The sequence below is a fragment of the Polyangium jinanense genome, assembly GCF_028435265.1.
In the GTDB taxonomy this organism is placed as follows: domain Bacteria; phylum Myxococcota_A; class Polyangia; order Polyangiales; family Polyangiaceae; genus Polyangium; species Polyangium jinanense.
The window spans coordinates 56,556-80,801 of the sequence record NZ_JAGTJK010000025.1 but is presented as its reverse complement, the minus strand read 5'-3'; the positions used below and the strand labels follow the sequence as shown (position 1 = coordinate 80,801).

Below are 24,246 nucleotides of genomic sequence, written 5' to 3'. Positions count from 1 at the left end.
CGCGTTGGCACGAGGAAACCGATGAACACCGACGATTTCGTGTTTGCGTGGGAGGACGAGGCCGAGGCCCCGGAGCCCTTGCGTGTCGCGCGCTTCGAGGGCGAGGAGGGGATGAGCCGCCTCTTCCGCTACGAGCTCCATCTCCTCGCGAAGGAGGCCGATCTCGATCCCGAAGCCATGATCGGCAAGCGCGCGAGCCTCTGGATCGCGACGGCCTCGGCGCCCGCGTGGAAGGTCGTGCACGGCGTCGTCACCGAGGCCGAGGACCTCACCACCGTCCCCGAGGGCTCGGTCTACCGCGTGGTCCTCGAGCCGCCGCTCGCGCGCGCGCGGTACCGCACGCGGAGCCGCATCTTCCTCGACAAGACCTTGCGGCAGATCCTCGAGAGCGTGCTCCGCACCGACGCGGGAATGACGCTCGCCTCGGGCGCTTCGCTCGATCCTCCGGTCGGCCCGCCCGCGTTCACGGCCGCGGCCGAGCGCTTCACGTTTCGCATCAAGGGCAGCCGGCTCGACGATCCGAAGGCGCGGCCGTACGTGGTCCAGTACAACGAGAGCGACCTCGATTTCGTGGCGCGGCTGCTCGAAGAAGAGGGGATCAGCTACCACTTCGAGCACACCGACGACGCGAGCCTGCTCGTGCTCTCGGACAAGGACTTCGGCCGATCGCGCGTCCCGGGCGACGACGTGTTCGGTCCGGGCAAACCCGGCCGCGCGATCGGCACGTTCCGCCTCGGCGCACGGCTGCGCGAGACCAAGGTCCACCTCGGCGCGTATAGCTGGGAGAAGCCTGCGCTCGACGTGGACGCGCTCTCGGGCGCATCGCAGGACTTGTCCGTGTACGCCTTCCACGGCGGCTCGTTCGAGAGCGCCGAGCTCGGAGGGCCCCTCGCGGAGGCGAGGCTCGACGAGCTCCACACCGAGGCATCCTTCGCCGTCGGCGAGGGGGTCACGCGCGTGCTCTCGGCCGGATCGATCTTCACGCTGGAGCACCCCAAGGCCCGGTACGAGGGCGAGTACCTCGTCACGCGCCTCTGGGCCGTCGGCCATCAGCAAGGCGTGCTCTCGGTCGATGCGGGCGGCGCCCCGGCGGAGCCGTTCCGCGTCGAGATCGAGTGCGCCTGCCGCGGGCGCGGGAGCGACGTCTCCGAGAGCCGCTTCCGCCCCGCGCGAAGGACACGCAAGCCTCGGATCCTCGGATCCCAGACCGCGTTCGTGACGGCGGAGCCGAGCGCGCGCGGGGCCGAGGTGAACCTCGGGGGCCCGCGCTCGATCGGGTGCGTGCGCCTCCGATTTCATTGGGACACGGAGGAAAAACGGCTCGCCAAGGAGGCCTCCAGCAAGTGGGTCCGCGTGAGCGAGCCGTTCGCGCGCGGCGGCCAGGGCGGCCTCTGGCACCCGCGCGTCGGGAGCGAGGTCATCGTCGAGTTCGAGGACGGCGATCCCGATCGCCCCTTCGTCACGGGCCGCGTTTACAACGGGAAAAACCGTCCCGCGCAGACGAATCCGACGCACAGCACGATGTGGTCGCTCTCGACGCCCGGCGGCGGCGTGCGCAACGAGATCTCGTTCGAGGACACGGCCGGCAGCGAGCGCATCTACATGAACGCCGGCAAGGACATGGTCACGAGCGTCGGCAACGAGCGCGTGGAGAACGTCGGCGCCGACGCGCTCATGACCGTGGGGGCAAGCAACACCGAGGAGATCGGGGGCAACCAGACCATCCAGATCGGCGCGAACGACACGCTCTCCGTCGGCGGAAACCAGACCGAGACCATCGGGGCGAACCAGATCCGCATGATCGGCGGCAGCCGGCTCGTGATCATCGGCGGCAACGAGGCGCGGCAGACGGGCGCGAGCCACGCGAACATCGTCGGCGGCGCCCTGAAAGAGAGCGTCTCCGGCGATGTGGGCGAGACGTACGGCGCGGCGCGGACGACGAGCATCGCGGCGGACTGGACCGAGACCTACGGCGCGACGCGGGATCAGACCGTCGGGGCGATCGTTCTTCAGGACTACGGCGGCAACCAGACGACGGACATCGCCGGCGCGCGGACCATCCACGCGGGGGCCGTGCTCGGCGAGCTCATCGGCGGGAACTACGACACGGAGATCGGAGGCTCGGAGACCGTGGACGTCGGCGCGGCGACCATCCACGTCGCGGCGGGCCCGATCACGCATCAAGCGTCGAGCCTCGACATCAACATGCTGATCAAGCTGCACCTTGTCGGGGTGAAGCTGAACATGTTCGTGTTCAAAGCAGCGGCGACGGGCAAGTCCACGAGCTACGGCGCGCTCACGGCCTCCGCGAAGGGCACGGCCATGTCGTTCACGGGTCTGAACCTCCGCACGACGGGCCTCAAGTCCACGGCCGCGGGCGCGAAGCTCGACGAGGACGGGGTGAAGCTCGTGGCCATCGGCGTCCTCATCCACCCCTCGGGCGTGCATACGTTCACGTGACGGCACCTTGAAGACGATCAAGCCCATGAAGCTCGGCGTCCTGACGCGGACGTTCGAGCTCGATCGCAAGCACTACTTCGTCCCGACGATCTTCGTGTTCTGCGATCTCGGCCCCGCTCGAAACCTCCTTTCCGAGGTCGAGCTCTGGCGCCTCGCGGCCGCGGAGCTCGGCAAGGAGGCGGTGATCGACGAGTGCATGCCCAAGCAGCGTGGCGAAGTGCTCGTCCACGGCCGCTGCTACACGGCGAATCGCGTGCCGCGGCCCGCCGCCTCGGTGCGCGTGAAGGTCGGCCCGATCGACAAGACGCTCTACGTCATCGGCGATCGGGTCTTCCGGCGCGACGGCACGCCGAGTGATCCCGAGCTCTTCACCGAGATGCCCATCCGCTACGACCGGGCCTTCGGCGGCGAGGGGTTTCCACAGAACCCGATCGGCGTGGGGTTCGCGAAGGTCCTGGAGGACGGGCGCGCGGTGCACCGGCTGCCGAACATCGAGCTGCCGGACAAGCTCATCAAGAGCACGTCCGATCGCCCGCAGCCGGCGGGCTTCGGGCCTTACGATCTGCTCTGGGCCCAGCGGTGGCCGAAGATCGGCACCTACGACACGAAGTGGATGCGCGAGGAGCTGCCGGGCCTGGCGAAGGACATGGACCTCTCCATGTGGAACGCCGCGCCGAACGACCAGAAGCTCGCGGCCGGCTACTTCGAGGGCGTCGAGGAGATCGTCGTCGAGAACATGCACCCCGACAAACCTCGGATCGAGGGGCGATTGCCGGGCGTCGTCGGTCGATGCTTTGTGACCCAACGGACGGCCGAGGGAGACGTGTTCCGCGAGATCCCGCTGCACCTCGACACGGTGCAGCTCTTCCCGCACCACGAGCGTGTGGCGCTCTCCTTCCGCGGGCTCTGGGCCATCGCCGAGGATGACGCCGACGACATCCTCCACCTGCTCGTCGCCGCGGACGATCGCGCGGCGCCCCGGCCGATCGAGCACTACCGCGCCGTGCTCGCGCGCAGGCTCGATCCGAAACGCGAGGCCTCCGAGGTGTTCCGCGACGGCGATCTCTTGCCGCCGGACGCGGGCGGCAAGGCCTCGGGAGGCGGGGAGATCGACGCGATGTTCGATCTCACGCGCTCGGAAAACCTGCTCCAGAAAAACCTCGCGGAGCGCGCGCGGCGCGAGGCCGACAAAACACGCGCGGCCATCCTGGCGGCCGGCGGAGATCCGGATCTCGTGCCGGTCGTCGAGGGGCCGAAGCCCGTGGACGGGCCCTCGTTCGGGGACCTTCCGGACTTCGTGGAGCGCTCGGAGCGGGATCTCGCGGAGGCGCAACGCAAGATGGACGCGGCGCACGAGAAGGCGCTCGCGGACGCGCGCAAGCGCTACGCCACGGCGGGCCTCGACTACGACGCCGAGGTCCAGCGGATGAAGAAGGAAGCCGCCGGGCCGCCGAAGTTTTCCGCGGACAAGGAGCTCGAGCGCCTGCGCGACATCCAGACGCTTTGCCACAACGCGAACGTCGCGACGCCCGATCTCGACGCGGCGCTCGCGGATCCAGCCACGGAGCAGAAGCTCCGGAAGGCCGAGGAGGAGGCGCGGAACGCGTATCGCGACGGAGCCCATCTCGCCGAGCACCGTCCCGGTCGCCTCGAAGAACCCGCGCGCAGCGAGCTGCGGAGGCGCGTCGCGGCTGCGCACGCGGAGGGCCGGAGCCTCGCGCGGATCGACCTCTCGGGGGCCGATCTCTCCGAGATGGACCTCCGCGGCGTGGATCTCACGGAGGCGTTCCTGGAGAACGCCGATCTTTCGGGGTCAAACCTTTCAGGTGCGAAGCTCTCGCGCGTGGTGCTCGCGGGGGCCGCGTTCGTGGGCGCCGATCTCACGGGCGCCGATCTCACGGAGGCGAACCTCGGCGCTTCGAACGGCAGGAACGCGAAGCTCGACGGAGTCACGCTGCACAGCGCGATCCTCAGCAAAGCCGACCTCACGGGCGCGTCGTTCCGCGACGTCGTGTTCGAGCTCGCCGATCTCTCCGACGTTCTGCTCGACGGCGCGGCTCTCGCGGGGGCGCGCTTCGATAAGTGCATCATGAAGGGCAACCTTCTGCGCGGCTGTGATCTGCGGGCGTCGACGTTCGTCCACGCGATGCTCGTCGAGGTCGACCTCAGGAACGCGAACTTCGCGAACGCGACGCTCGAGCACGCCTCGCTCGTGCGGTGCACGCTCGACGGCGCGTCGTTCCTGCAGGCGAACCTCTGCGGGATGCGGCTCGCCGAGCCCTGCTCCTTCGTCGGCGCGGATTTCACGGGGGCGACGATCGCCGCGGCGACGCTGCGCGAGGCCGACTTCAGCCACGCGGATTTCAGCGGCGCGACGCTCTCCTCGTCGGACCTCTCGAAGTGCGTCTTGCGGGAAGCAAAGCTCTACCGCGCCGTTGCCAAGAACGCGCTGTTCATGCGCGCGGATCTGACGGGCGCGAGCCTCGTCGCGGCGAACCTCGAGGGCGCGATCTTCCTCAAGGCCAAGCTCGGCCGCGCCGATTTCAAGGGCGCGAACCTCTTCCGCGCCGACCTCTTGCGCGCCGTCGGTGACGACAAAACGAGCTTTTTGGATGCCCTCGTCACGCAGGTTCGTGTCTCGCCGAAGGGCAGCGCGGGCGCCGCGACCACGGTGGATCCGACCACGCCGCGCGCCGTGGTCAAGCCAGGCAGCAAGGAGAGCCGTGGATAAAAGCGAGCTCGTGCAGATGGTCAAGGGCGGGGAGATCCTCTCCGGGGTCGACCTCTCCGGTCTGGATCTCGCCGGCGCCGATCTCTCCGGCGGCATCTTCGAGAACGTCTCGTTCCGCGGGGCGAATCTCAGCGGATGCCTGTTCAAGGAGAGCGTGCTCAGCGAGTGCGACTTCGAAGGCGCCCGCATGGACAAGGCGAACCTGCGCCACGCCGTGTTCAATCGCTCGAGCCTGCGCGGCGCCGATCTGCGCGGCGGGAACATGCCCGTCGTGAAGTTTTACCAGTGTGATCTCACGGAGGCGCGGTTCGCCGGATCCGACCTCGTGATCTCGGGATTCGCGCAGAGCGATCTCACGCGCGCCGATCTCTCGGGCTCGAACCTCGATCGCGCCGGGTTCGTCGAGTCGACGGTGACAGGTATGATCCTCGCCCGGGCGTGCCTCAAACAGACGACGCTCTACAAGGCCGATCTCGAGAAGACCGATTTCGCCGAGGCGCGCTTCGACAACACGCTCTTCATCGGCGCCAAGCTCCGCGGCGTGAGCTTCGCGGCGATGGATCTGACGCTGTCGCAGTTCATCGACGGAGACCTCGAGGGCGCCTCCTTCGAGCGGGCGATCGTGCGTCAGTGCAACTTCATGCGCGCGAACCTCGCGGGCGCGTGCTTCGACGGCGCGGAGGCGCAGCAGGCCATCTTCGTCGAGGCGAAGCTTGCGCGCGCGACCTTCACGAAGGCGTGCCTCACGCGAGCGCTCTTCGCCGACGCCAAGATGCCACTCGCCGATCTTTCGGGCGCGCGCGTGGACGAGGCCATCTTCCACCGCGCCGCGTGCGAGGGGGCGCGGCTTTCAGGCTGCGATCTGACCTACGCCGACTTCACGCACGCCGATGTCTCGGCGGCCGACTTCACCGGGGCGAAGGTCTTCCGGACGCGTTTCCACCGCGTCAAAGACAAGGATACGATCTGGTGCAGCCGCGCCGCCGCCCTCGGAGACGAGGCCGAGGTCGTCACGTCCGAGGACTGGAACCCGCCGTATTGACCGTTCGATCAGGAGAGACGCCATGCACAGCGCCGCACGGAAGTTGAATCGCGAGCTCACGACGATCGACGAGGGGACGGTCGTCGACGTGAAAGACGGGGTCGTCACGGTCCGCGTGGGCGATTTCGATTGCGCGGCCCGGCGCGCGAAGAGCTGTCTCGTCGCGCCCGCTCCGGGCGACGTGGTGCTCTGCTCCTTCGGCCCCGGAGGGCGGTGCTTCGTGCTCGCCGTGCTCGAAGGACCCGAGGGCGAGACGAAGGCGGCAACGAAAATCGAGGTCGAAGGGGATCTCGACCTCGTCACAGGCTCCGGCAAACTCGGCCTGCGTGCAGCCAAGGGCGTGAGCGTCGCGTCGGGCGACGAGATCAGCCTCGTCGGCCGGGCGCTTTCGGTGAGCGCGCTCGAGGGCAAGCTCTTCGTGCAGAAGCTCGCCTACCTCGGCGATCGCCTCAAGGCCGAGATCGAGGCGATCAAGACCGTGGGCACCACGCGGGAGTCGATCTTCGAGCGCGTCTCCGAGCGCGTAAAACGCTCGTTCCGCACCGTCGAGGACATCGACCAGCTCAAGGCGAACAAGGTCGACTACGCCGCCGAGACGACGCTCGCCATGCGCGCCGAGCACGCGGTCGTGCACGCCGAGGAGCTCATCAAGGTCGACGGCAAGCAGATCCAGCTCGGTTAGGAGGCTCGGACCATGTTCGCAAATTCGCAGATGGGCGGGCTGAACCTGGGCTTCCCCGACGTGTGCCTGACCCCCGTGCCGCCCGCGCCCGCGCCGATCCCGATCCCGTATCCGAACCTCTCCATCGGCCCGCTCGGGATCCCGTTTGTCCCGGTCGTGCTTTATGGCGGCACGCCCGCGCACAACCTGGCGACGATGATCCCGATCAGCCTGGGAGACAATCCGGGCATCGCGACGGGCGTGGCGTCCGGGACCGTGATGGGCCCGACGCGCAGCCTCACGGCCGCGTTTTCCGTGCTCGTGGGCGGCCTGCCGGGCACGCGCCTGACGAGCGTGAACATCCACAACAGCACGAACGCGCCTGGGATGCGCATCGTCCCGAGCCAGGTGCGCGTCCTGCTCCTGGCGCCCTGAGGCGCGCGGCGTTTCCGTCATGGCCTCGATGGAAGTCGTCTCGGCGTGTCCCCTTCGTGTCGGCTCCATCGTCTGGCAGCCGCGGGAGGGCGCGTATGCGCTCACGGTCGTCTGCAAGGCGACCTTCGCCCTCGCGCCCGAGCTGTCGGTCCTCGCCGAGGAGCAGGACGATCCGAACGAGCGCGACGAGTACTGGGACGACGACGAGCGACGAAGCCTGAGCGGGGCGAGCGACCTCGTCCCATTCAAGCGGGGCGTGGACATCCTGCTCGTCGGCCACGCCTACGCGCATCACACCGCGCAAAGTGGGCCTTTTTTCGCGCGGCTCGTGGTCTCCGACGTGCTCGACAAGACGATCGAGGTGCATGGCGAGCGCGCGTGGACCACAGACGGGCGGCTGCTCGAGGAGCCTCCGGCGGGCCGGATCGCGCTTCGATGGGAGCGGGCCGCGGGCGGGCCGGGGACGACGAACCCGGTCGGCGTGCAGGCGAATGCGCCGCCCGACCCGAGGCACCAGAGGCGCGTGCCGAACCTCGTGCCGCCGGGATTCCGCCTGACGAGGCCTTCGGACGTGATTCCGCCGGTCGGCTTCGGGCCGATCGCGCCGACGTGGCCGGAGCGCAGCGACAAACTCCCGCGGCATGCGGGGGGCTGGGATCCGCACCGCCTGGGGGAGGGACCGTTGCCGGCCGGGATCGACGCGTCGTTCTTCAATGCGGCGCCGCTCGATCAGCGGGTCGCGGAGCTCCGGGGGGACGAGCGGATCACGCTGACGAACCTCCACCCGCATACGCCGCAGCTCTCGACGCGCCTGCGGCTCATCACGCCGCGCGCGCTCGTGCAGAAGAGCGGGGCGCTCGCGGATCTGCGTTTCCGGTGCGATACACTCTTCATCGACACGAACCGGGGCATCTGCTCGCTCACCTGGCGGGGCACGGTGCCGCTGTCGTCGTCGAATGAAGACGGGTGTGTCGTGGTGACGACCGAGGAGAGCGATCGGCAGCTCTCGGGCCACGGCGCGCCCGGGACCGTGCAGCTCGACTGGCGCTCGAGCCAGCAGGCGGCGGTGTCCCCCGCGTTGCCATTCGCGCCGGGTGATTTCGCGGATGCCCTCTCGGTCGAGGAAACCACGAGCCTGTCGGGCGAGCCTCCGCGGGTCGATCCGGGGGCGGCGTTGCCCTTCGTAAAAGCCCCGCTCGCCGTCCTGGGGGGCGTATTGCCCGCGCCGCCGCCGGCGCCGCCGCCCTCGCGGCCCCCGTCGTCCGTGCCGCCGGCGCCGGCGCTGCATTTTGATCCGCCGCCCGCTTCGCGCCCCTCGCCGCCGGACATGGTCTCGCCGGGCCTGCCGGCGGCTCCGCCGATGATCGGGCCCCTCGCGACGGTCCGCGCCGCCGCGCCGCCCGAAATCGCCGCGCCACCCGAAATCGCCGCGCCGCCCGCGCCCGTCGAGGTCGCGCCCGAGCCTCTGCCCGAGCTCGATCCGGCGACCTTCACGATCGAGCATTTTGCCGCGCTCTCGGCTGAAATCGCGGAGCAACGCGATTCGCGTGCCGATATTTTGCGGCGAAATGAACTTTCGGAGCGGACGTACGCGGCGATCGAGCGACGTTTTTCGCGCGAGCTCGCGGATGAAGCGTCCCGCGGGGTGCATGAAGAGCGAACCAAATACGACCGCGCGTACGTCGCCGCGGTAGAGGGGTTTCGGGGGCCCATCACGGCCGAGGAGGTTGCGCGGATCATGGCCTCCCTCGTGCGAGGACAAGCGAACGCCGTGCTGGACGAGCTTCGGATTCAGCGGCCGGCGCTGATGCCCATTCTGCGTTCATGGGCGAAGAACGCCGCCGGAGGCACACACGCGGCCGGCGGGGCCGTCCAAGCGCTCGAGGCATTTCGCGCGAAGAAGCAAGCCTGACCTCCTTCACTGTCGGACGACGATCACGGTTTTTCCCTGCGCATGCCCCTCGGCCACGTGACGCACCGCCTCGGCGGCCTCGCGGAACGTGTACGCCCGCTCGATCACCGGCAAAAGCGCTCCGGCTTCCACCAGATCGTTCAATGCAATCAGATCCTCACGCCGCGGCTTGGTGAGGAACGGCGCCATCTTCTGGCTCGCGAACATGCCCGTGAGCATCACCTTCATGATCCAGACGACCGGCCCGATCCACTGCCCGCCCGGCGAACCCGCGCACGACACGTACGTGCCCGTCGGCTTCAGCACCCGCTTGCACGCTGAAGGCGAGCGGTTTCCCACGAGGTCGAGCATCACGTCGAAGCGCCCGGTTTGTTTCGTAAAATCCTCTTTCGTGTAATCGACGACCTCGTCGGCGCCGATCGACCGCACCTTGTCGACGTGCCGCGTGCTGCACACGGCCGTCACCTCGGCTCCCATGGCCTTGGCGATCGGAACCGCGAACGATCCGACGCCGCCCGACGCACCATTGATGAGGACCCGCTGTCCCGCCTGCAGCCGCCCCGCGTCGCGTAGCGCCTGCAATGCCGTCATGCCCGAGTCGGGCATCGCGGCCGCCTGCTCGAACGTGAGCCTCGTCGACTTCGGCGCGAGCTCGCTTTCGCGCGCGCGGACGTATTCGGCGAACCCGCTGGTCACTTGGCCGTAGACTTCGTCGCCCGGCTTCGTCGTGGTGACGTTGCGTCCGACGGCCTCGACCGTGCCGGCCACGTTTTGCCCTGCAATGCGGCGATTGGGCCGCCGCAGGCCGAAGCCCAGGCGCACGAGGTAGGGTTTGCCCGTGAGCAGGTGCACGTCGCCCTTGCACACCGATGCGGCATGCACGCGGACGAGGACGTCGTCGTCGCCGATGGTCGGCGTCTCGACCTCCTCGAGCCGCAAGACATCGGGCGAGCCGTATTCGGGTTGAACGAGCGCGTGCATGGTCCGTCTCCTGGTCGGGAGTGGCGTGTCGAACTTACGGTGTAAGTACAGCTTGTACTTACACCGTAAGTATGTCAAGGTGGCAGCGCGAAACGAGATGGCCAAAGCCAAAAATCCCGAACGGCGCGCGCCCCGACGCGACCCCCTGACGCGGGAGCGCATCCTGCGCACCGCGATCCGTGTCGCTGACGAGGAGGGCCTCGCGTCACTCTCCATGCGCAGGCTCGCGCAGGAGCTCGGGGTCGAGGCGATGTCGCTCTACAACCACGTCGCGAGCAAGGACGACCTGCTCGACGGCATCGTGGACCTCGTCGTGGCCGAGATCGAAGTGCCCGCGATCGGCGGCGCCGACTGGAAGACGGCCATGCGCAAGCGCGCGACCTCGGCCCACGAGGTGTTCTTGCGCCACCCGTGGGCTCCGATGCTGGTCGGATCACGCGTCAACGTGGGGCCGGCGATGCTCCGCTACATCAATGCGACGCTCGGCTGCCTGCGGGAAGCGGGTTTTTCCTACGAGATGGCCGATCGCGCGTGGAACGCGATCGACAGCCACATCTACGGGTTCACGATGCAGGAGCTCAACTTCCCGCTCGACCCCTCGGAGTATGCGAGCGCGGCGAAGATGTTCCTCCCGCGGCTCCCCGCCGACGAATACCCCTACATGCGCGCGCTGACGGAGCTCGTCATCGACGGCGCCCACCGCGGCGTGCACGACTTCCAGTTCGGGCTCGAGCTGCTCCTCGACGGTCTGGAGCGGCTCCGGCAACGATGCAGTTCGTCGTGACACACCCGGCGGCGGTCCACGCTCACGCGTTCGCCTTCAAGCCGACGATCGAGGCGAGCAAAAGCGCGAGAAAGACGACCCGCGCCGGCGCCGCCGACTCCCCGAACAGCACGATGCCAGCGATGGCCGTGCCCAGCGCGCCGACGCCCACCCACACCGCGTAGGCCGTCCCGATCGGCAGAGACTTCGTCGCGAACGCGAGCAAATACATGCTCGCCACGATCGCCGCGATCGTCAGCACGCTCGGGAGCGGGCGGGTGAACCCGTTCGTGTACTTCAATCCGATGGCCCAGCAGACCTCGAGCAGCCCTGCGACGATGAGGGATACCCACGCCATGACACGCACTCCTTCCTTCGGGGTGCGTCGTCTTTGCCTGACCGGGTACGGCGCGTCTCGTCCGGGCCGGCTGTCAGCCGGCGGGAGAGAACCTAGGGGCGGGGAGGGGAAAAGGCAAGGTCAAGCCGTCGCCTGGGTCGGCGGCGGCAGGACGGCCGTGAAATCACCGACGAACCGCACGGCATAATCCTCGACGAGCTCGCGCACGCGGGCCGGGTTGTCAGCGCGAACGATGAGACCCGCGTGGTGCGGCTTCTCCGGCGTGCGCCAGACGATCTCCGGATCCGTGTACGCCGACATGTCCGGATGCTCCTGCCGCGACAGCGAGAGCACGAGGCCGCCGTAGTCGTACCGCCGCGGCGGGAGAACGTACGGGCGTTCGCCTTGCGCGATTTCGACCTTCGCCCATTCGCGCCACAGGTTGATCCCCGTCGCCGCCTCCACCACGTCCGCCGTGTGGCTGCCGCCGACGCGCGCCGCCGCCTCGATGAAGTAGATCCGGCCGTCCTCGGCCGAGCGCACGTACTCGATGTGCGTCACGCCCCGCACGAGGCCCATGTGCTCGATCACCCGCTCGTTCATATCGATGATCTCGCGCCAGAGGTCGCTCGACCGATCGATCGTCTGCGTCGCCGAGGGGCCGCCCTGGTTCACGACCTCGAAGAGCGACGTCCGGTACTGGTGCGCCTCGGCGAACACGATGCGCTTCTCGGAGACAATCGAGTCGACGTGGAAGAACTCGCCCGGGATCATCCGCTCGAGCAAGTAACGCGAACGATCGTCGCCGAGCTCTTCGATGACGCGCAGAGCGTCCTCCTCGCGGTCGAGCTTCTTGATGCCGAGCGACGCGGCCTCGGAGCGGGGCTTGAGCAGCCACGGCGCCGGCACCGTGCGCAAGAAGCGACGCACGCGCTCGTCGTTCAGCACGTGAACGAAGTCCGGCACCGGGATGCTGCGATCCTTGGCGCGGGCGCGCATCGCGAGCTTGTCGCGGAAATACCGCGCCGTCGTCTCGCCCATGCCGGGGATGCGCAGGTGCTCGCGCAGGTGCGCGGCGAGCTCCACGTCGTAGTCGTCGAGCGGCGCGACGCGCTCGATCTCGCGCGTACGGGCGAGGTAACTGACGGCGTTCACCACGGCGCGCCGATCGTTCAAGGTCGGCATGCCGAAGATCTCGTCGATGTCCTCGCGCGCCCAGGGTTTGCCGAGCAAGGACTCGAGCGTGAGCAGGATGACCCGACAACCCTCGCGCCGCGCCTGCTTCAGGAAGTCGTTGCCCTTGAAGTAGCTCGACACGCAGAGGATCGTGGTCGGCGGCGGGGGCAGGGAGGCGGGCCTCGTCGGATCGTGGTCGGTGTTGATCACGGCGCGTCCATTACCCCAACTCGGGGCAGGATGTCACCCGGCCGTCGCGCCAAACTCAGCCGGCCATCTCGGCTCCGCGCATCTGGCGGATGAGTGCGATCACGAGATCGATGCCAATCTTGTTGTCACCCCCCTCGGGGATGATCACGTCGGCCCAGCGTTTCGAGGGTTCGACGAACATGAGGTGCATCGGCCGCACGGTCCGGTAGTACTGCTCCCGGATCGACTCGAACGTCCGGCCGCGGTGCTCGATGTCGCGGCGGATCCGGCGGAAGGCGCGGATGTCGGCGTCGGTGTCGACGTAGATCTTGATGTCGAGCTGCTCGCGGAGCTTCGCCTCGACGAACACCAGGATGCCCTCGACGATCACCACGGGCGTCGGCGCGACCCGGCGCGAATCGGGCGCGCGGCGGTGCGTCTTGAAGTCGTACCGGGGAACGTCGATGGCCTCGCCTCGTCGGAGGGCGGCGAGGTGCTCGACCAAAAGCTCGGTCTCCAGAGACTCCGGGTGATCGAAGTTCAGCCCGCAGCGCTCCTCGTAGGAGATGTCGTCACGGTCGCGGTAATACGCGTCGTGCTCGAGGATGGTCACGCCGGCGGGAGGCAGCGCCTCGGCGATACGGCGGGCCACGGTCGTCTTGCCGGAGCCGCTGCCGCCGGCAACTCCTATCATGAGCGGTCGCATCAGAGCTCGTTCGTCCCGGCGGCACCATACTTCGATTCGGCGGTCCGGTCGACCATGGAGCGAAGAAGCAAGCCGTGCCACACCCTGACGGGCGCGCCGGGTCTTGCCGCAGCGCGGACGGAGCCGAATGTGAGGGGGAGAAGGGTCGATGGCCGGCGGGCGCCCGAGGCGGCCCGACGGACTGGCGCCATGGAGGTTCCATGAAGTTACCGCTCCAGATCACGTTCCGCGACATGCCATCGTCGGAGTCCGTGGCGCGCGAGGTGCGCGAGAAGGCCGAGAAGCTCGACGAAGTTTACGGTGGGATCATGGGGTGCCGCGTGGCGATCGAGCCAGAGTCCCGCCGGCGTCACCAGGGCAACGTCTACCGGGTGCGCATCGACATGACCGTGCCCGGCGAGGAGCTCGTGGTCGGCGGCGAGTCTGCCGAGGAGCCGCACCAGCGCGCGTACGAGGACGTGTACGTCGCGGTGCACGAGGCGTTCGACGGCGCGCGCCGGCTCCTCCAGGAGTACGTGAAGAAGCAGCGGGGTGAGGTGAAGACGCGCGTCGGGCCACCGCACGGAAGGGTGGCGCGGATCTTCCCGGACAGCGGCTACGGCTTCCTGGAGGCCGAGGACGGGTACGACGTGTACTTCCACAAGAACAGCGTGCTCAACAACGGCTTCTCGCGGCTCGCCGTGGGCACCGAGGTCCGCTACGAGGAGGAGCTCGGCGAGAAGGGCCCGCAGGCGAGCACCGTCGCGATCGTCGGCAAGGGCGGACACGGACACCGCGCCGCCTAGGACATCGAACCCGCCGCCCCTTGCGGAGCCCCGGCAAACTAGGTACGAACGCCCGCTGCGGACGCGCGGCCCGGGCAGTCGCCCGGCGTGGCGATCCTGGTCTTGGCGGAGGACGGCGTGGCGGACCCTTCGGGGCGCTTCCCCATACGTGATCACGACACGCTGGCCGGCGGCTTTTCAGGAGGGCCGCGCGCGGGCTCGACGCTGCCCGGTCCCCTGCCTGACGGGGTCGGGCCCGCGCTGCGCGCCTTCGAGAAGGGCGTGCGCATCGGCAAGTTCCCCATCGTCCGCGTGATGAGCACGGGCGGGATGGGCATCATCTACGAGGCCGCGCACCCCGTGCTCGGCTCGCGCGTCGTCATCAAGACCGTCCGCCCCGAGATGGCCGGCAAGGCCGCGATGGCCGAGCGCTTCCGCAACGAGGCGCTCGCCGCGAGCCGCATCCGCGACGATCGCCTGCCGCAGATCTTCGACATCGACCGGCTCGACGACAACACGCAGTACATGGTGATGGAGTACCTCGAAGGCGAGGATCTCCAGCAGCGGCTCACGGATGGGCCGCTCGCGCCGGCGTACGCGACGCGCATCGTCTTCGAGGTCCTCGACGTCCTGCACAAGGTCCACAAGCTCGGCGTCATCCACCGCGACATCACGCCGCGCAACATCTTCCTGGCGCGGAGCGAGGTGCTCGGCGAGATCCCGAAGCTGCTCGATTTCGGCGTCGCCCACTTCGTCGACGATCCGAACACGCGGCCCGGCGAGCTCGTGGGGTCGCCGTTTTACATGGCGATCGAGCAGGTCCGCGATCACGGCGCGATCGGGCCGTGGACCGACGTCTTCGCCGCGGGTGTCGTGCTCTACGAGCTCGTCGCCGGCGTGCGCCCGTGGCCCGGCGCGAGCCTCATCGGCTACCTCACGGCGCTCGCCGAGAGGCAGCCCCCGCGCCCCCTCGCCGCCGCCGCGCCGAACGTCCCGCCCGGCCTCGCCGACGCCGTCATGCGCGCCATCCGCATCGAGCCGATCGAACGGTTCCCCGACGCGGCGGCCTTCGCCCGCGCCCTCGAGCCCTTCGCCGCGGATCGCGCCGTGCTCTACGACCTGCGCCGCGCCGCGCAACGATCGAGCGTGCCCACGCGCCGCGCGAGCCTCGAGAACGAGGCCACGGTCGCGATCACCCGCGGCAAGACGGTCTCGATCCCGCCGCCGCCGCCCGTGCCCAAGCTCGCGGGCATCCAGTCGAAGCTCGCCGGGCTCGGCCGCGCGCGCGCCGGGGCCGACGTCCCGCGGCCGAGCCTGCGCAAGGGCGAACGCAGGCACCTCACGATCGCCATGGTCGGCCTCGCGCTCGACGAGCCATGCGAGAGCACGCTCGGCGCCGAGGACATCGAGCAGATCGCCACGCAGATCTCCGAGGTCATCGGCCGCGCCTTCGAGACGGCCGGCGCGCGTGTCGACAGGCCGCCGGGCGAGTCCTTGATGGCCGTTTTCGGGTATCACGCGTCGAACGAGGACGACGCCGAGCGCGCCGTCGCCGCCGCGTTCGCCGCGCTCGATCACCGCCACGAGATCAACGCGACCCTCGCCGAGATCGGCTGCGCGCTCTCCATGCGCATCGGCGTCCACACGGGGTTCGTCACGCGCGGCGGCGACGCCATGCTCACGGGCGAGAGCATCAACCTCGCCGAGATGCTCCAGCGCTCGGCGCCGCTCAACGCCGTCGTGGTCAGCCGCGAGACGCTCGACCTGCTCGGCGGCAGGTTCACGGAGCGGCACTTCGGGCCCATCTCGATGAAGGGCCGCGCGCGCCCGAGCGAGGCCTACGAGATCCTTGGACCCTCCGAGGCCGAGGGCCCGCGCAAGAGCCGCGCCGGTGCCCCCGAGGATCGCTCCTTCGTCGGCCGCGACGCCGAGCTCTCCACGCTCGAAGGCCTGCTCGCCGAGGCGCGCGCGCGCGGCGGCTTGCACCTCGGGCTCGTCACGGGCGGGCCCGGCGTCGGCAAGTCGCGCCTCGTGCACGAGCTCTTGCGGCGCGTCGAGGTCGACGACGCGCGCTGTACCCTGGTCGTCCGGGCGCACCCGGCCTCCGCCGCGCCGTACGGCGCCTGGGTCGCCTTCCTCCGCCGCGTCTTTTTCCCGCCCGGCGCGACCATGATCGACGCGCTGCAGACGACGACCGAGATCGGCGCCCTCGCCGCCGCGCTCGAGGATGCCCGCCGCAGCGAGCTCATCGCCAAGGCGCCCGTCGTCGACTTCCTCCTCGGCCTCGGCGGGCACGACCTCGTCGACCAGTACGGGCCCGACGGCTTCCAGAGCCGCGTGCAGCAGACGCTCACCCTTCTGCTCGAAGCCCTCGCGCGGAGGGCGAGCGCGCTTCGGCCCGGAAGGCCCGTCCTCTGCGTCCTCGACGACATGCACCGCGCCGACGCGACGAGCCTCGACCTCCTCGGCCGCGTCCTCGGCGGCTACCGCTCCACGCTCCCCGTCGTCTTCCTCGTCACGAGCCGCGACGGCGAGATCGCCACGCTTCCCGAGCACGTCGCGGTCACGCGTGTCCCGCTCGCGCCCCTCACGGACGACGAGATCCGCGAGATCTCCGTCCACCTCGCGGGGGAGGAGCCCTCGGCGGATGTCGTGCGCCTGCTCGTCGAGCGGGCCGCGGGCAACCCTCTCTTCGCCGAGGAGCTCTCGCTGTCCTTGCGCGAGCAGGGCATGGTCACGGCCGACGCCGCGTCCCTCCGGCGCTTCACGGTGCCCTCTTCGCTCGTCGGCATGCTCCTCGTGCGCCTCGATCGGCTGGAGCCGGAGCTCCGCACCACGCTGCAATACGCGAGCATCCTCGGCGTGGAGTTCAGCGCGGATCTTTTTGACGCCGTTGCATCTGCGCTCGGCGACGAGCGGACCTCGCAACGGCATCTTCACGAGCTCGTCCGCCGGGGTATCCTCTCGCACCGCAAGGAGCGCGGCGAGGAGACGTTCGCCTTCCGGCAGGTGCTCGCGCGGGACGCCATCTACGGCACGGTGCTCATGGACAACAAGCGCGTACTGCACCATCTCGCCGCCGCGTCCATCGAGCGCCTGCACGCCGGCAAGCTCGCGCCGCACCTGCCCGCGCTCTTCCATCACTACAGCCAGACCGACGAGATCGAGCGCATCGTGCAGTATGCGCGCCTCACGGGCCGCCGCGCCGTCGCCCTCGGCGCGTTCGTCGACGCGGTCGAGGCGCTCATGACCGCGGAGACCTTGCGCAGCCGATTGCGGGACGACGACCCGCTCGCGGCGGCCCGCGCGCTCTTCGACCTCGGCATCGCGCTCTTCTGGCTCGGCCGCTTCGACGAGGCGAGCGAGCGCGTCGAGCAAAGCCTCGCGCTTCTCAGCGACGACACGCGCGAGGAGGCGCTCACGGTGCGCGCGCGCTGTCACCTTCTCTGCGCCGAGACCGCGCACCAGCGCGCGCGCTGGCCCGAGGCGGTCTCGCAGCTCGAACGAGCCGAGGAGCTCTTCCGGCGCGCGGGGAGGCCCTTCGACGCGGCGCAGGCGCTCTGCACGCGTGGCTTTCAGCTCCGCAGCCAGGGCAAAATCGAGGAGGGCCTCGCGCTCGCCGAGAAGGGCTGGGAGACGCTCCGCGGCTCGGACAACCTGCCCGCGGTCGTGCGGGCTGGCCACGACCTCGGCAATTTGCTGCGCGACGTGCGGCGGTACGACGCGGCGATCGAGGTGTTCGAGGCGGCGATCCGCGCCGGCGAAGAGCTCGCCTTGGAGGGCGATCCGCTCGCGGCCGTGTGGGGCCAGGTCGCGGCGCGCAGCGGTCGGGCGATGACGTTTGCCGCGATGGGTCGGCTCGACGAGGCGATCGAGGATCAGAAGGCGGTGCACGCGCTCGCGGTGCGCGAGGGCAACGTGCTGGCGCAGGCGCACTCGGGGTTTCACCTGGCGCATCACCTGCGCGAAAAAGGCGAGCTCCTGGAGGCCGAGGTGCAAGCGCTCCGCGCGCTCACGTTGTGCACCGAGCTTGGTTTGTCGGGGCGCGCCGTGAAGTGTCGGCTCCTCCTCGCGGACCTCGCGGAGAAAACAGGCCGCGGGCCCGAGGCGCTGGAGCACGCGGAGGAGGCCGAGCGGTTGGCGCGGCCGATGGGCGGGGATCCGTGGATCGACGTGGTGGAGCGGCTCGCGGGGCTGCTCCGGGCGCGGGGACGGTCGGATCGGATCGCGGCGCTCGCGGCCGACACCACGTCGTATCTCGGGCCGTCGGCGGATGCGTCGCTCAGGCAGCGGGTGGCGGCGCTCGTGGAGAGGGGCTAAGGCGTCAATCGTCCACGGGCAGCCCGCTCGGGACGCTGTCCGGGATCAGGTAAAGCTGATTCAACGACGCGGGATCGGTCAGCGCCGACAGGAAGGCCATCAGATCGGCGACCTCGGCGTCCGTGAGCGGCGCGCCTTCCACCTTCAGCATTGGATCCAGTGACGCGAGCAGCGTCTTGCGCGTCTCCTCGCTGTTTTGGTACGTGCCCCAGAGCTCGGGCTCGACCTGCTTGTCGTTGTACGCCTTCAAGAACGCCTCGGGATCGAGGTGATGCCGGACCGCGTCCTCCAGGTGGGCGTAGGCGCCATTGTGCATCCACGGCCCTTCGAGCTCCGTGTTTCGCAGCGACGGCGTCCGGAACTTGAACCGATCCTCCTCTTTGAGCGTGATGCGCCCGCGCCCATAGTCGAGCGGCGCCTCCTCGCCCTTGCCCGTGCCCACCTGCGGCGCCGCGATGTTGTGGAAGCCGAAATCGGTCTGCAGCGAGCCGCTATGGCACGACCCGCAGTTCGCGCGCCCATAAAACAGCATCGCGCCTCGCTTCTGCGCGTCCGACAGCGCCCCATGATTGCCGGCGAGGTACCGATCGAACGGCGTATCGAGCGCCGTGAACGCGTCGGTCATGAAGGCGCCCACGGCCTCGGCCAGGTGTACCACGTTGATATCGGCCTCCGTCGTCCCCGGGAAGGCCGCGAGCAGCGCGTCCCGGTATTCGGGGATGGCCATCGCGCGCGCCACGACGAGCGGCCAGATCTGGGCGAAATCCGCGTCCGTCAGGTCGCCGATTTCGTTCGGGTTCCCGTTCACGTCGAGCTCACCCTGGAACCCGCGCATCTCCTCGCCCGGCGTGATCGGGATGATGAAGAATGCTGCGAGCGCATTCGAGAATTCTTGCGGCGTCGCGTCGCCCGCGGGCGAGATGTACCCGTCCGTGGGATTGCCGGCGAGCCGTCCGTCCCAGAACATCGTGTCCCAGCCCTTCACGCCCCGGTTCCAGATCGAGAGCGTATTCCGGGCCAAGAACAGGCTCTTCGGCCCGTGCACCCGCTGCGGCCCGAGCCCCGTCGCGCCCTGGCCGCGGGATTGACTTTGCCCGTCCGCGGACCCGAGCAAAGGATGATGGCACGTGCTGCAGGCGATGTTCCGCCGGCCGCTCAGCTCTTTCTCGAAAAAGAGCAATTGCCCGAGCTTCACGAGCCCCGGATCCTGCGCCGCCGGCTTCTCCACCGGCTTCACGCCCTCGGCGGCGAGAAGCTCCGTGAGCTCCTGGTCGAGGGAGGGCGCGATCGGCGCGTTGCCGCCCGTCCCATCTTCCCCGCTGCAAGCGCCGACGAGCGCCACCGACGCCAAAACACCTGCCAGCACCCGTGACGCGCTCATGCGCCGTCGCCCGTTCTCGTTCCCCGATCGCTCCATCCTCGTCCTCCTCGCAGCCACCCCCGCAGACGGCGCGACGGGCACACCACGTACCAGCCGGCCAGAACCGGTAACTTCTTGATTTTGCTGGATGACGCTGTGCGCAATGACAACGACCGGTCGGTGCGCAGCGAAATATCGTTGCGCGACACCGAACCGTCGGTGCTCAAACAACGAGGCGTCGTTGCGCGCGTCGAGACGGGTCGGTTACTCTTGCCGTATGAATCTCGACGAGTGGGTCGCCGGGAGTACGCGCGAGCTCGCGGACCTGGCGCAGCTGGCGGACGGGACGCCGGCGGCGCTCGACGAGCTCTTGCACCGGGGCCTCGAATGGCTCGGTCGCATCGCGCCCTACGATCTCGCGGTCATCTTCGAGCTCGAAGGCGCCTTGCTCCGCGCGAGGGCCGGGCGTGGCTCGCTCTTCCGCCCCGAGGTCCGCGAATACCGGATCCACCTCGACCATTTCCCCTCCATCCGGCTCGCCATCGAGGAGCGCAGGAGCCGCGTCTTCACCGAGGACGACCACGCCCACGGCGACGGCGACCTCTTCGACGGATTGATGGATTTTCCGCACGGCCACGCGTGCATGGTCGTGCCGCTCGTGACCGGCTCCGAGGTCTTTGGGGTCATGTCGATCGACCGCGCGCGGTGCGGACCTTATCCGCGCGCCGTGGTCGACCTCGTCGAGGTCTTCGGGCGCCTGCTCGCGCTCTCGATCCATTGCATTCGCCAGAACCAGCGGCTCGCCCGCGCGGGCCTCGAAAGTGAAGAGCGGGCCGCGGCGCTCGAGCGCCGCATCGGCGAGATCACCGAGGACGCCTCCGTGCTCGGCGACAGCGACAGTTCTCAGGTGCGCGAGCTCGCGCGGCAGGCGGCCCTCGTCGCGGGAACGAGCTCGACCGTGCTGCTCATCGGGGAGACGGGCACCGGCAAGGAGCGGCTGGCGCGTTTCATCCACGAAAAGAGCCCGCGCGGCAAGCGCCCGTTCATCCCCGTCAACTGCGCGGCCTTGCCCTCGGGGACGCTCGAAAGCGAGCTCTTCGGGCACGAGCGTGGTGCTTTTTCGGGCGCGCTCCGGGCCCGCCCCGGCCTCTTTCGGGCCGCGGACGGCGGGACGTTGTTTCTCGACGAGATCGGCGAGCTGCCCCTCGATCTCCAGGGCAAGCTCCTCCGCGCATTGCAGGAAGGCGAGGTCTTGCCCGTGGGCGCGGAGCAGGCGATCAAGGTTTCCGTGCGGGTCATCGCGGCGACGCACGTCGACCTCGAGCAAGCCGTCGCCGCGGGCCGGTTCCGGGGGGATCTTTATTATCGGCTATCGGTCTACCCGCTGCGCCTCGTGCCGCTGCGCGAGCGCATGGAGGACCTCCCGGCAATTTGCCGGGTCCTCTTGCAGGAGCTCTCCGCGCGGGTGGGCAAAGCGTCGCTCCGCCTCTCCGCGGGGGCGCAGGATGCGCTGCGGCATCACGATTATCCGGGCAACATTCGCGAACTTTCGAATATCCTCGAGCGCGGGGCGATCCGGGCCGCATCGGGCACGATCGAGCGCGCGGACCTCGCCCTGTTCGTGTCGCTCGCCCGCAAACGGCCCGCCGCGGGGGAGGGCGGGTCCACGGAGGCGCTGGTCACGCTTGCCGAAAATGAGCGACGCCACATTCAGCGGGTCCTCCGCGCGACGGGCGGTCGCATCTATGGGGAAGGGGGCGCCGCCGCCATCCTCGGCCTGCCCCCCACCACGCTCCAGAGCCGGATGAAGCGGCTCGGATTACGGCGCGAGACGAACGCCTGACGAAAAGGTGCGGGCCTTCTTGTTTGGCGCGCGCCGTCGGTGGTACGGTCGCATCATGGGGAAATCGATGGGGCAACGTATGGGGGATGGCGTGGGGCTTTTTGTGGGGAGAAGGCCGTTCGGGGCGGTGAGCGTCATGGGGATGGCGCTCGCGGTGATGTCGATCGGATGTGCCAAAAACGAGACGACTCCGCTCAAGCGTCCGAGCGAGCCATTGATCACCGGGGAGCCGCAATGGCCGGAAGACGTGGCGCGTCAAGCCGAGCGCGCCGATCGTGTCTGTAGCCAGCGTCAGGCGCAGCTCCTCTACGATTACGAGGAAGCCAAGCAGGATCAGCAGAAGTTCAAGACCATCATGGGCTCGATCTCGGGCGGCGTCGGGACGGTGGGCGGCGCGATCGGCGGCATTGGGTCGTATGTGATCGACTCCCCCGAGACGATCAAGACGGTGACGGGTATCACGGGCATCGTGACGGCGGGGCTCGGCGCCGTGGGCTCGCTCGTGACGATCGTCGTCTCGCCCGGCGAGTCGAAAATGCATTCCGCGTCTGCGTCCATCGCTTCGATCGAGCAGAAACGAGCGGCGGCGCGGGCCGCGCTCACGCAGAAGGATCCGAGCGCGTGGTCGGAGGAAGAGAAGGAAGCCTGGAGCAAGGCTGCCAAGGAGCTCGAAGCGGCGTGTAAATAGACTGGGGAATCCCGGATTTCACAGCCCGATCACCGACAGGATCCCGATCCGCCCGAACATCGTGAGGTGGTGGTGCTTCTCTTGCGGGTCGCCATGATCGTACGGTTTGTCGTACGTTTCCCCCAGCACGCCGACGGCGCCGGTGAACGCCACGCCAGGCGATGACCAGAATCGTAGCCCCGGCGCAGCCTTCCAGCGGAGCGCGGGTCTCGAAGGGTAGACGGCGTATCCCCCGGAGCTCGACAGGAAGAGCTCCAGGCGCCGATCCGCGGAGCGGAAGACGGTCCCCTGCAGCTCGAGGTTCGGAATGGACGCACCAAAATCGATGAACTTGGGGACGTCGACGCCGACGAGGAGCGTGAGACGGTGCAGGGTGATCCCGAGCCCGAGGTTGGCGTCGAGGGCCGCGCGCGGCGAGGACGAGACGACAGATTGCAATGCAATGCCGAAGTCCGGCGATCCGGGGCGCGGCTCTTTTTGCGTGACGGCCGTGGTGGGCGCCCCGAGGACGCCGACGAGGCCCGCCTGGACGAACCCTTGCACGGGGGGCTCGGCGAAGGAGCCGGAGTTACTCAGGCGGTAATCGCCGAGGATCCCGCCGGCGAGGTGGATTCCGAACCCGGGGTGGGACCAGAATCGCACGCCGAGCCCGAGCTGCCACCGCAAGCGTACGCCCTGGCCTGAGGTCTCTTTGGTCACGAATTCGCCGTCGATGCCGGAGAGCGGCGAGTCCGTGCCCACGTACTCCGTCTCCGTGCTCCACCGCCTCCACGTCCCTGCGCCGGCTCCGAAGAGGCCGATCATCTCGACCTGCGCATTCGCGGAACGAAGAAACGCGACCTGAGCCTCGGGGCCGACCCAAAACGTTTCTTCCTTGATGTGCGAATGGCCGAACTCCGGGTGCAGCTCGACGTCGTGCTTGGCGTAATACCCGGATACACCGAGCAAGAGGCGCCCGAACTTGTACCCGAGCATCACCTCCTCGCGAAGGACGTCGTCGTCGAGGGGGACGACCGACATGTTCGTGCCGAGGACGAACCCCGACGAGGGCGCCTCCGGCACCACCGGCCTCGTCTCGGCGGCGGAGGAAGAGGTCGTGACGCTGAAGGCCCAAAGCGCCGCTCCGATCGACAAGAGCTTTGCGCCGGAAACGAACCGGTGGTGCATCGCGCGGCGAGGGTAACAAGCCTTCGCCCCGAACGCGAGAGGTCGCTCGGTCGGCGGAAACCTGCCCCCAGCTTGCCGGAGCGCGCGCATGCGCGATGACGTGCAAGTCTGGAGGTGTTTCGTGAAGCCTTATCTTTTCCTCAGTCTCTCCTTCGCACTCGCCGCCGGTTGCGGCGGCACCACGCCCGATGCCGCCAGCGACACGCCGGAAGACGTCATCACCGTGGGAAACACGACTCTCACGCCCCGCTCGACGATCTGGGCGCGCAAGGAGTCGATGACGACGCCGTGGATCTCGCCGATGGTCCACATCATGAATTTCGACGATGCCTGCGGCGTCTTTCCCGACGGGTGCACCGGGACGAACGAGCCCAACGTGAACGTCATGCTGTCCTTTTCCCTGCACGCCCAGAATCCCGGTCCCGGGACCTATGACGTCGGCACGTTCGACGAGGCGACGACGCCGGCAAGCGCCAAGGTGGCCTGGGGGGTGTTCCGGCACTACGAGGAGAAAAAGGCCACGTTCACGAGCGAGATCGTCGGTGGAAACGTGGTCGTCGATCAGTTCGACGACACCACGCTCCGCGGCGATTACACGTTCACGTTCGACACCGGCGAGACGCGGCAAGGGACGTTCGAGGCAACCTATTGCGAGGGGCTCGACAAGGCCCTCACCTGCATGTGACGAGTCGGCCGCAGGAAAAGGGACGA

General features: G+C 68.8%; 19 protein-coding genes and 1 riboswitch. Of the genes, 13 read left to right on the top strand and 6 right to left on the bottom strand.

Annotated elements, in window-relative coordinates:
• Positions 1–21: 21 nt before the first annotated feature.
• Genes KEG38_RS33885 through KEG38_RS33860 form a run of 6 tightly spaced genes read left to right on the top strand, consistent with a single transcriptional unit; the run spans position 22 to position 9,241 of the window.
• Complete coding sequence (locus tag KEG38_RS33885) at positions 22–2,460, top strand: type VI secretion system Vgr family protein (RefSeq protein WP_272424315.1); 2,439 nt, start codon at positions 22–24, stop codon at positions 2,458–2,460.
• A gap of 25 nt (positions 2,461–2,485) precedes the next feature.
• Positions 2,486–5,191 carry a DUF2169 family type VI secretion system accessory protein gene (locus KEG38_RS33880; protein ID WP_272424314.1) on the top strand — a complete coding sequence of 902 codons (2,706 nt, stop codon included), beginning with the start codon at positions 2,486–2,488 and terminating at the stop codon, positions 5,189–5,191.
• Positions 5,184–6,233: a pentapeptide repeat-containing protein gene (locus KEG38_RS33875; protein ID WP_272424312.1), complete on the top strand. Its 1,050-nt coding sequence runs from the start codon at positions 5,184–5,186 to the stop codon at positions 6,231–6,233. Before KEG38_RS33880 ends, KEG38_RS33875 begins: the two co-directional genes overlap by 8 nt.
• Positions 6,234–6,255: 22 nt before the next feature.
• On the top strand, positions 6,256–6,915 hold the full coding sequence (locus KEG38_RS33870; RefSeq protein ID WP_272424311.1) for a DUF3540 domain-containing protein: 660 nt from the start codon (positions 6,256–6,258) through the stop codon (positions 6,913–6,915).
• A gap of 12 nt (positions 6,916–6,927) precedes the next feature.
• Positions 6,928–7,329 carry a DUF4150 domain-containing protein gene (locus tag KEG38_RS33865; protein WP_272424309.1) on the top strand — a complete coding sequence of 134 codons (402 nt, stop codon included), beginning with the start codon at positions 6,928–6,930 and terminating at the stop codon, positions 7,327–7,329.
• Positions 7,330–7,348: 19 nt separating this feature from the next.
• Positions 7,349–9,241, top strand: a complete 1,893-nt coding sequence (locus tag KEG38_RS33860; protein WP_272424307.1) for a DUF2169 family type VI secretion system accessory protein — start codon at positions 7,349–7,351, stop codon at positions 9,239–9,241.
• A gap of 6 nt (positions 9,242–9,247) precedes the next feature.
• Here the strand turns inward: KEG38_RS33860 and KEG38_RS33855 are convergent, their stop codons facing one another.
• Positions 9,248–10,222, bottom strand: coding sequence for an NAD(P)-dependent alcohol dehydrogenase (locus tag KEG38_RS33855; protein WP_272424306.1), 975 nt, complete (start codon positions 10,220–10,222; stop codon positions 9,248–9,250).
• A 97-nt stretch (positions 10,223–10,319) separates the two neighbouring features.
• Here KEG38_RS33855 and KEG38_RS33850 point away from each other — a divergent pair, with 97 nt between their 5' ends.
• Complete coding sequence (locus KEG38_RS33850) at positions 10,320–11,006, top strand: TetR/AcrR family transcriptional regulator (protein ID WP_272424305.1); 687 nt, start codon at positions 10,320–10,322, stop codon at positions 11,004–11,006.
• Between the two features lie 22 nt (positions 11,007–11,028).
• Here the strand turns inward: KEG38_RS33850 and sugE are convergent, their stop codons facing one another.
• From sugE to udk, 3 genes are all read right to left on the bottom strand, one after another.
• Positions 11,029–11,343 carry a quaternary ammonium compound efflux SMR transporter SugE gene (gene sugE, locus KEG38_RS33845; protein ID WP_272424304.1) on the bottom strand — a complete coding sequence of 105 codons (315 nt, stop codon included), beginning with the start codon at positions 11,341–11,343 and terminating at the stop codon, positions 11,029–11,031.
• Between the two features lie 21 nt (positions 11,344–11,364).
• Positions 11,365–11,429, bottom strand: a riboswitch (guanidine-III (ykkC-III) riboswitch).
• Positions 11,430–11,463: 34 nt separating this feature from the next.
• Entirely contained in the window at positions 11,464–12,708 is a 1,245-nt protein-coding gene (locus KEG38_RS33840) for an ATP-grasp domain-containing protein (protein ID WP_272424303.1), read from the bottom strand.
• A gap of 55 nt (positions 12,709–12,763) precedes the next feature.
• Positions 12,764–13,381 (bottom strand): uridine kinase, encoded by a 618-nt coding sequence (udk, locus tag KEG38_RS33835; RefSeq protein ID WP_272424301.1) that lies wholly within the window; start codon positions 13,379–13,381, stop codon positions 12,764–12,766.
• A 212-nt stretch (positions 13,382–13,593) separates the two neighbouring features.
• On the opposite strand from udk, the gene KEG38_RS33830 reads away from it, so the two are divergent.
• Together KEG38_RS33830 and KEG38_RS33825 are read left to right on the top strand one after the other, a co-directional pair.
• On the top strand, positions 13,594–14,178 hold the full coding sequence (locus KEG38_RS33830; protein ID WP_272424300.1) for an HPF/RaiA family ribosome-associated protein: 585 nt from the start codon (positions 13,594–13,596) through the stop codon (positions 14,176–14,178).
• Positions 14,179–14,265: 87 nt separating this feature from the next.
• Positions 14,266–18,477: a serine/threonine-protein kinase gene (locus KEG38_RS33825; RefSeq protein WP_272424298.1), complete on the top strand. Its 4,212-nt coding sequence runs from the start codon at positions 14,266–14,268 to the stop codon at positions 18,475–18,477.
• A gap of 4 nt (positions 18,478–18,481) precedes the next feature.
• Here the strand turns inward: KEG38_RS33825 and KEG38_RS33820 are convergent, their stop codons facing one another.
• Entirely contained in the window at positions 18,482–19,858 is a 1,377-nt protein-coding gene (locus KEG38_RS33820) for a cytochrome-c peroxidase (RefSeq protein WP_272424297.1), read from the bottom strand.
• Positions 19,859–20,114: 256 nt separating this feature from the next.
• Between KEG38_RS33820 and KEG38_RS33815 the strand changes: the two genes are divergently transcribed.
• Positions 20,115–21,680 (top strand): sigma 54-interacting transcriptional regulator, encoded by a 1,566-nt coding sequence (locus KEG38_RS33815; protein ID WP_272424295.1) that lies wholly within the window; start codon positions 20,115–20,117, stop codon positions 21,678–21,680.
• 55 nt (positions 21,681–21,735) lie between these two features.
• The gene (locus KEG38_RS33810) at positions 21,736–22,368 is read left to right on the top strand and encodes a hypothetical protein (protein ID WP_272424294.1); all 633 of its coding nucleotides are present in this window, start codon (positions 21,736–21,738) and stop codon (positions 22,366–22,368) included.
• An 18-nt stretch (positions 22,369–22,386) separates the two neighbouring features.
• Here the strand turns inward: KEG38_RS33810 and KEG38_RS33805 are convergent, their stop codons facing one another.
• Positions 22,387–23,388 (bottom strand): hypothetical protein, encoded by a 1,002-nt coding sequence (locus KEG38_RS33805; RefSeq protein ID WP_272424292.1) that lies wholly within the window; start codon positions 23,386–23,388, stop codon positions 22,387–22,389.
• On the opposite strand from KEG38_RS33805, the gene KEG38_RS33800 reads away from it, so the two are divergent.
• Positions 23,387–23,551, top strand: a complete 165-nt coding sequence (locus KEG38_RS33800) for a hypothetical protein (RefSeq protein ID WP_272424290.1) — start codon at positions 23,387–23,389, stop codon at positions 23,549–23,551. The two genes, KEG38_RS33805 and KEG38_RS33800, sit on opposite strands and share 2 nt — an antisense overlap.
• Before the next feature lie 105 nt (positions 23,552–23,656).
• Positions 23,657–24,220, top strand: a complete 564-nt coding sequence (locus tag KEG38_RS33795; RefSeq protein WP_272424287.1) for a hypothetical protein — start codon at positions 23,657–23,659, stop codon at positions 24,218–24,220.
• Positions 24,221–24,246: the final 26 nt, after the last annotated feature.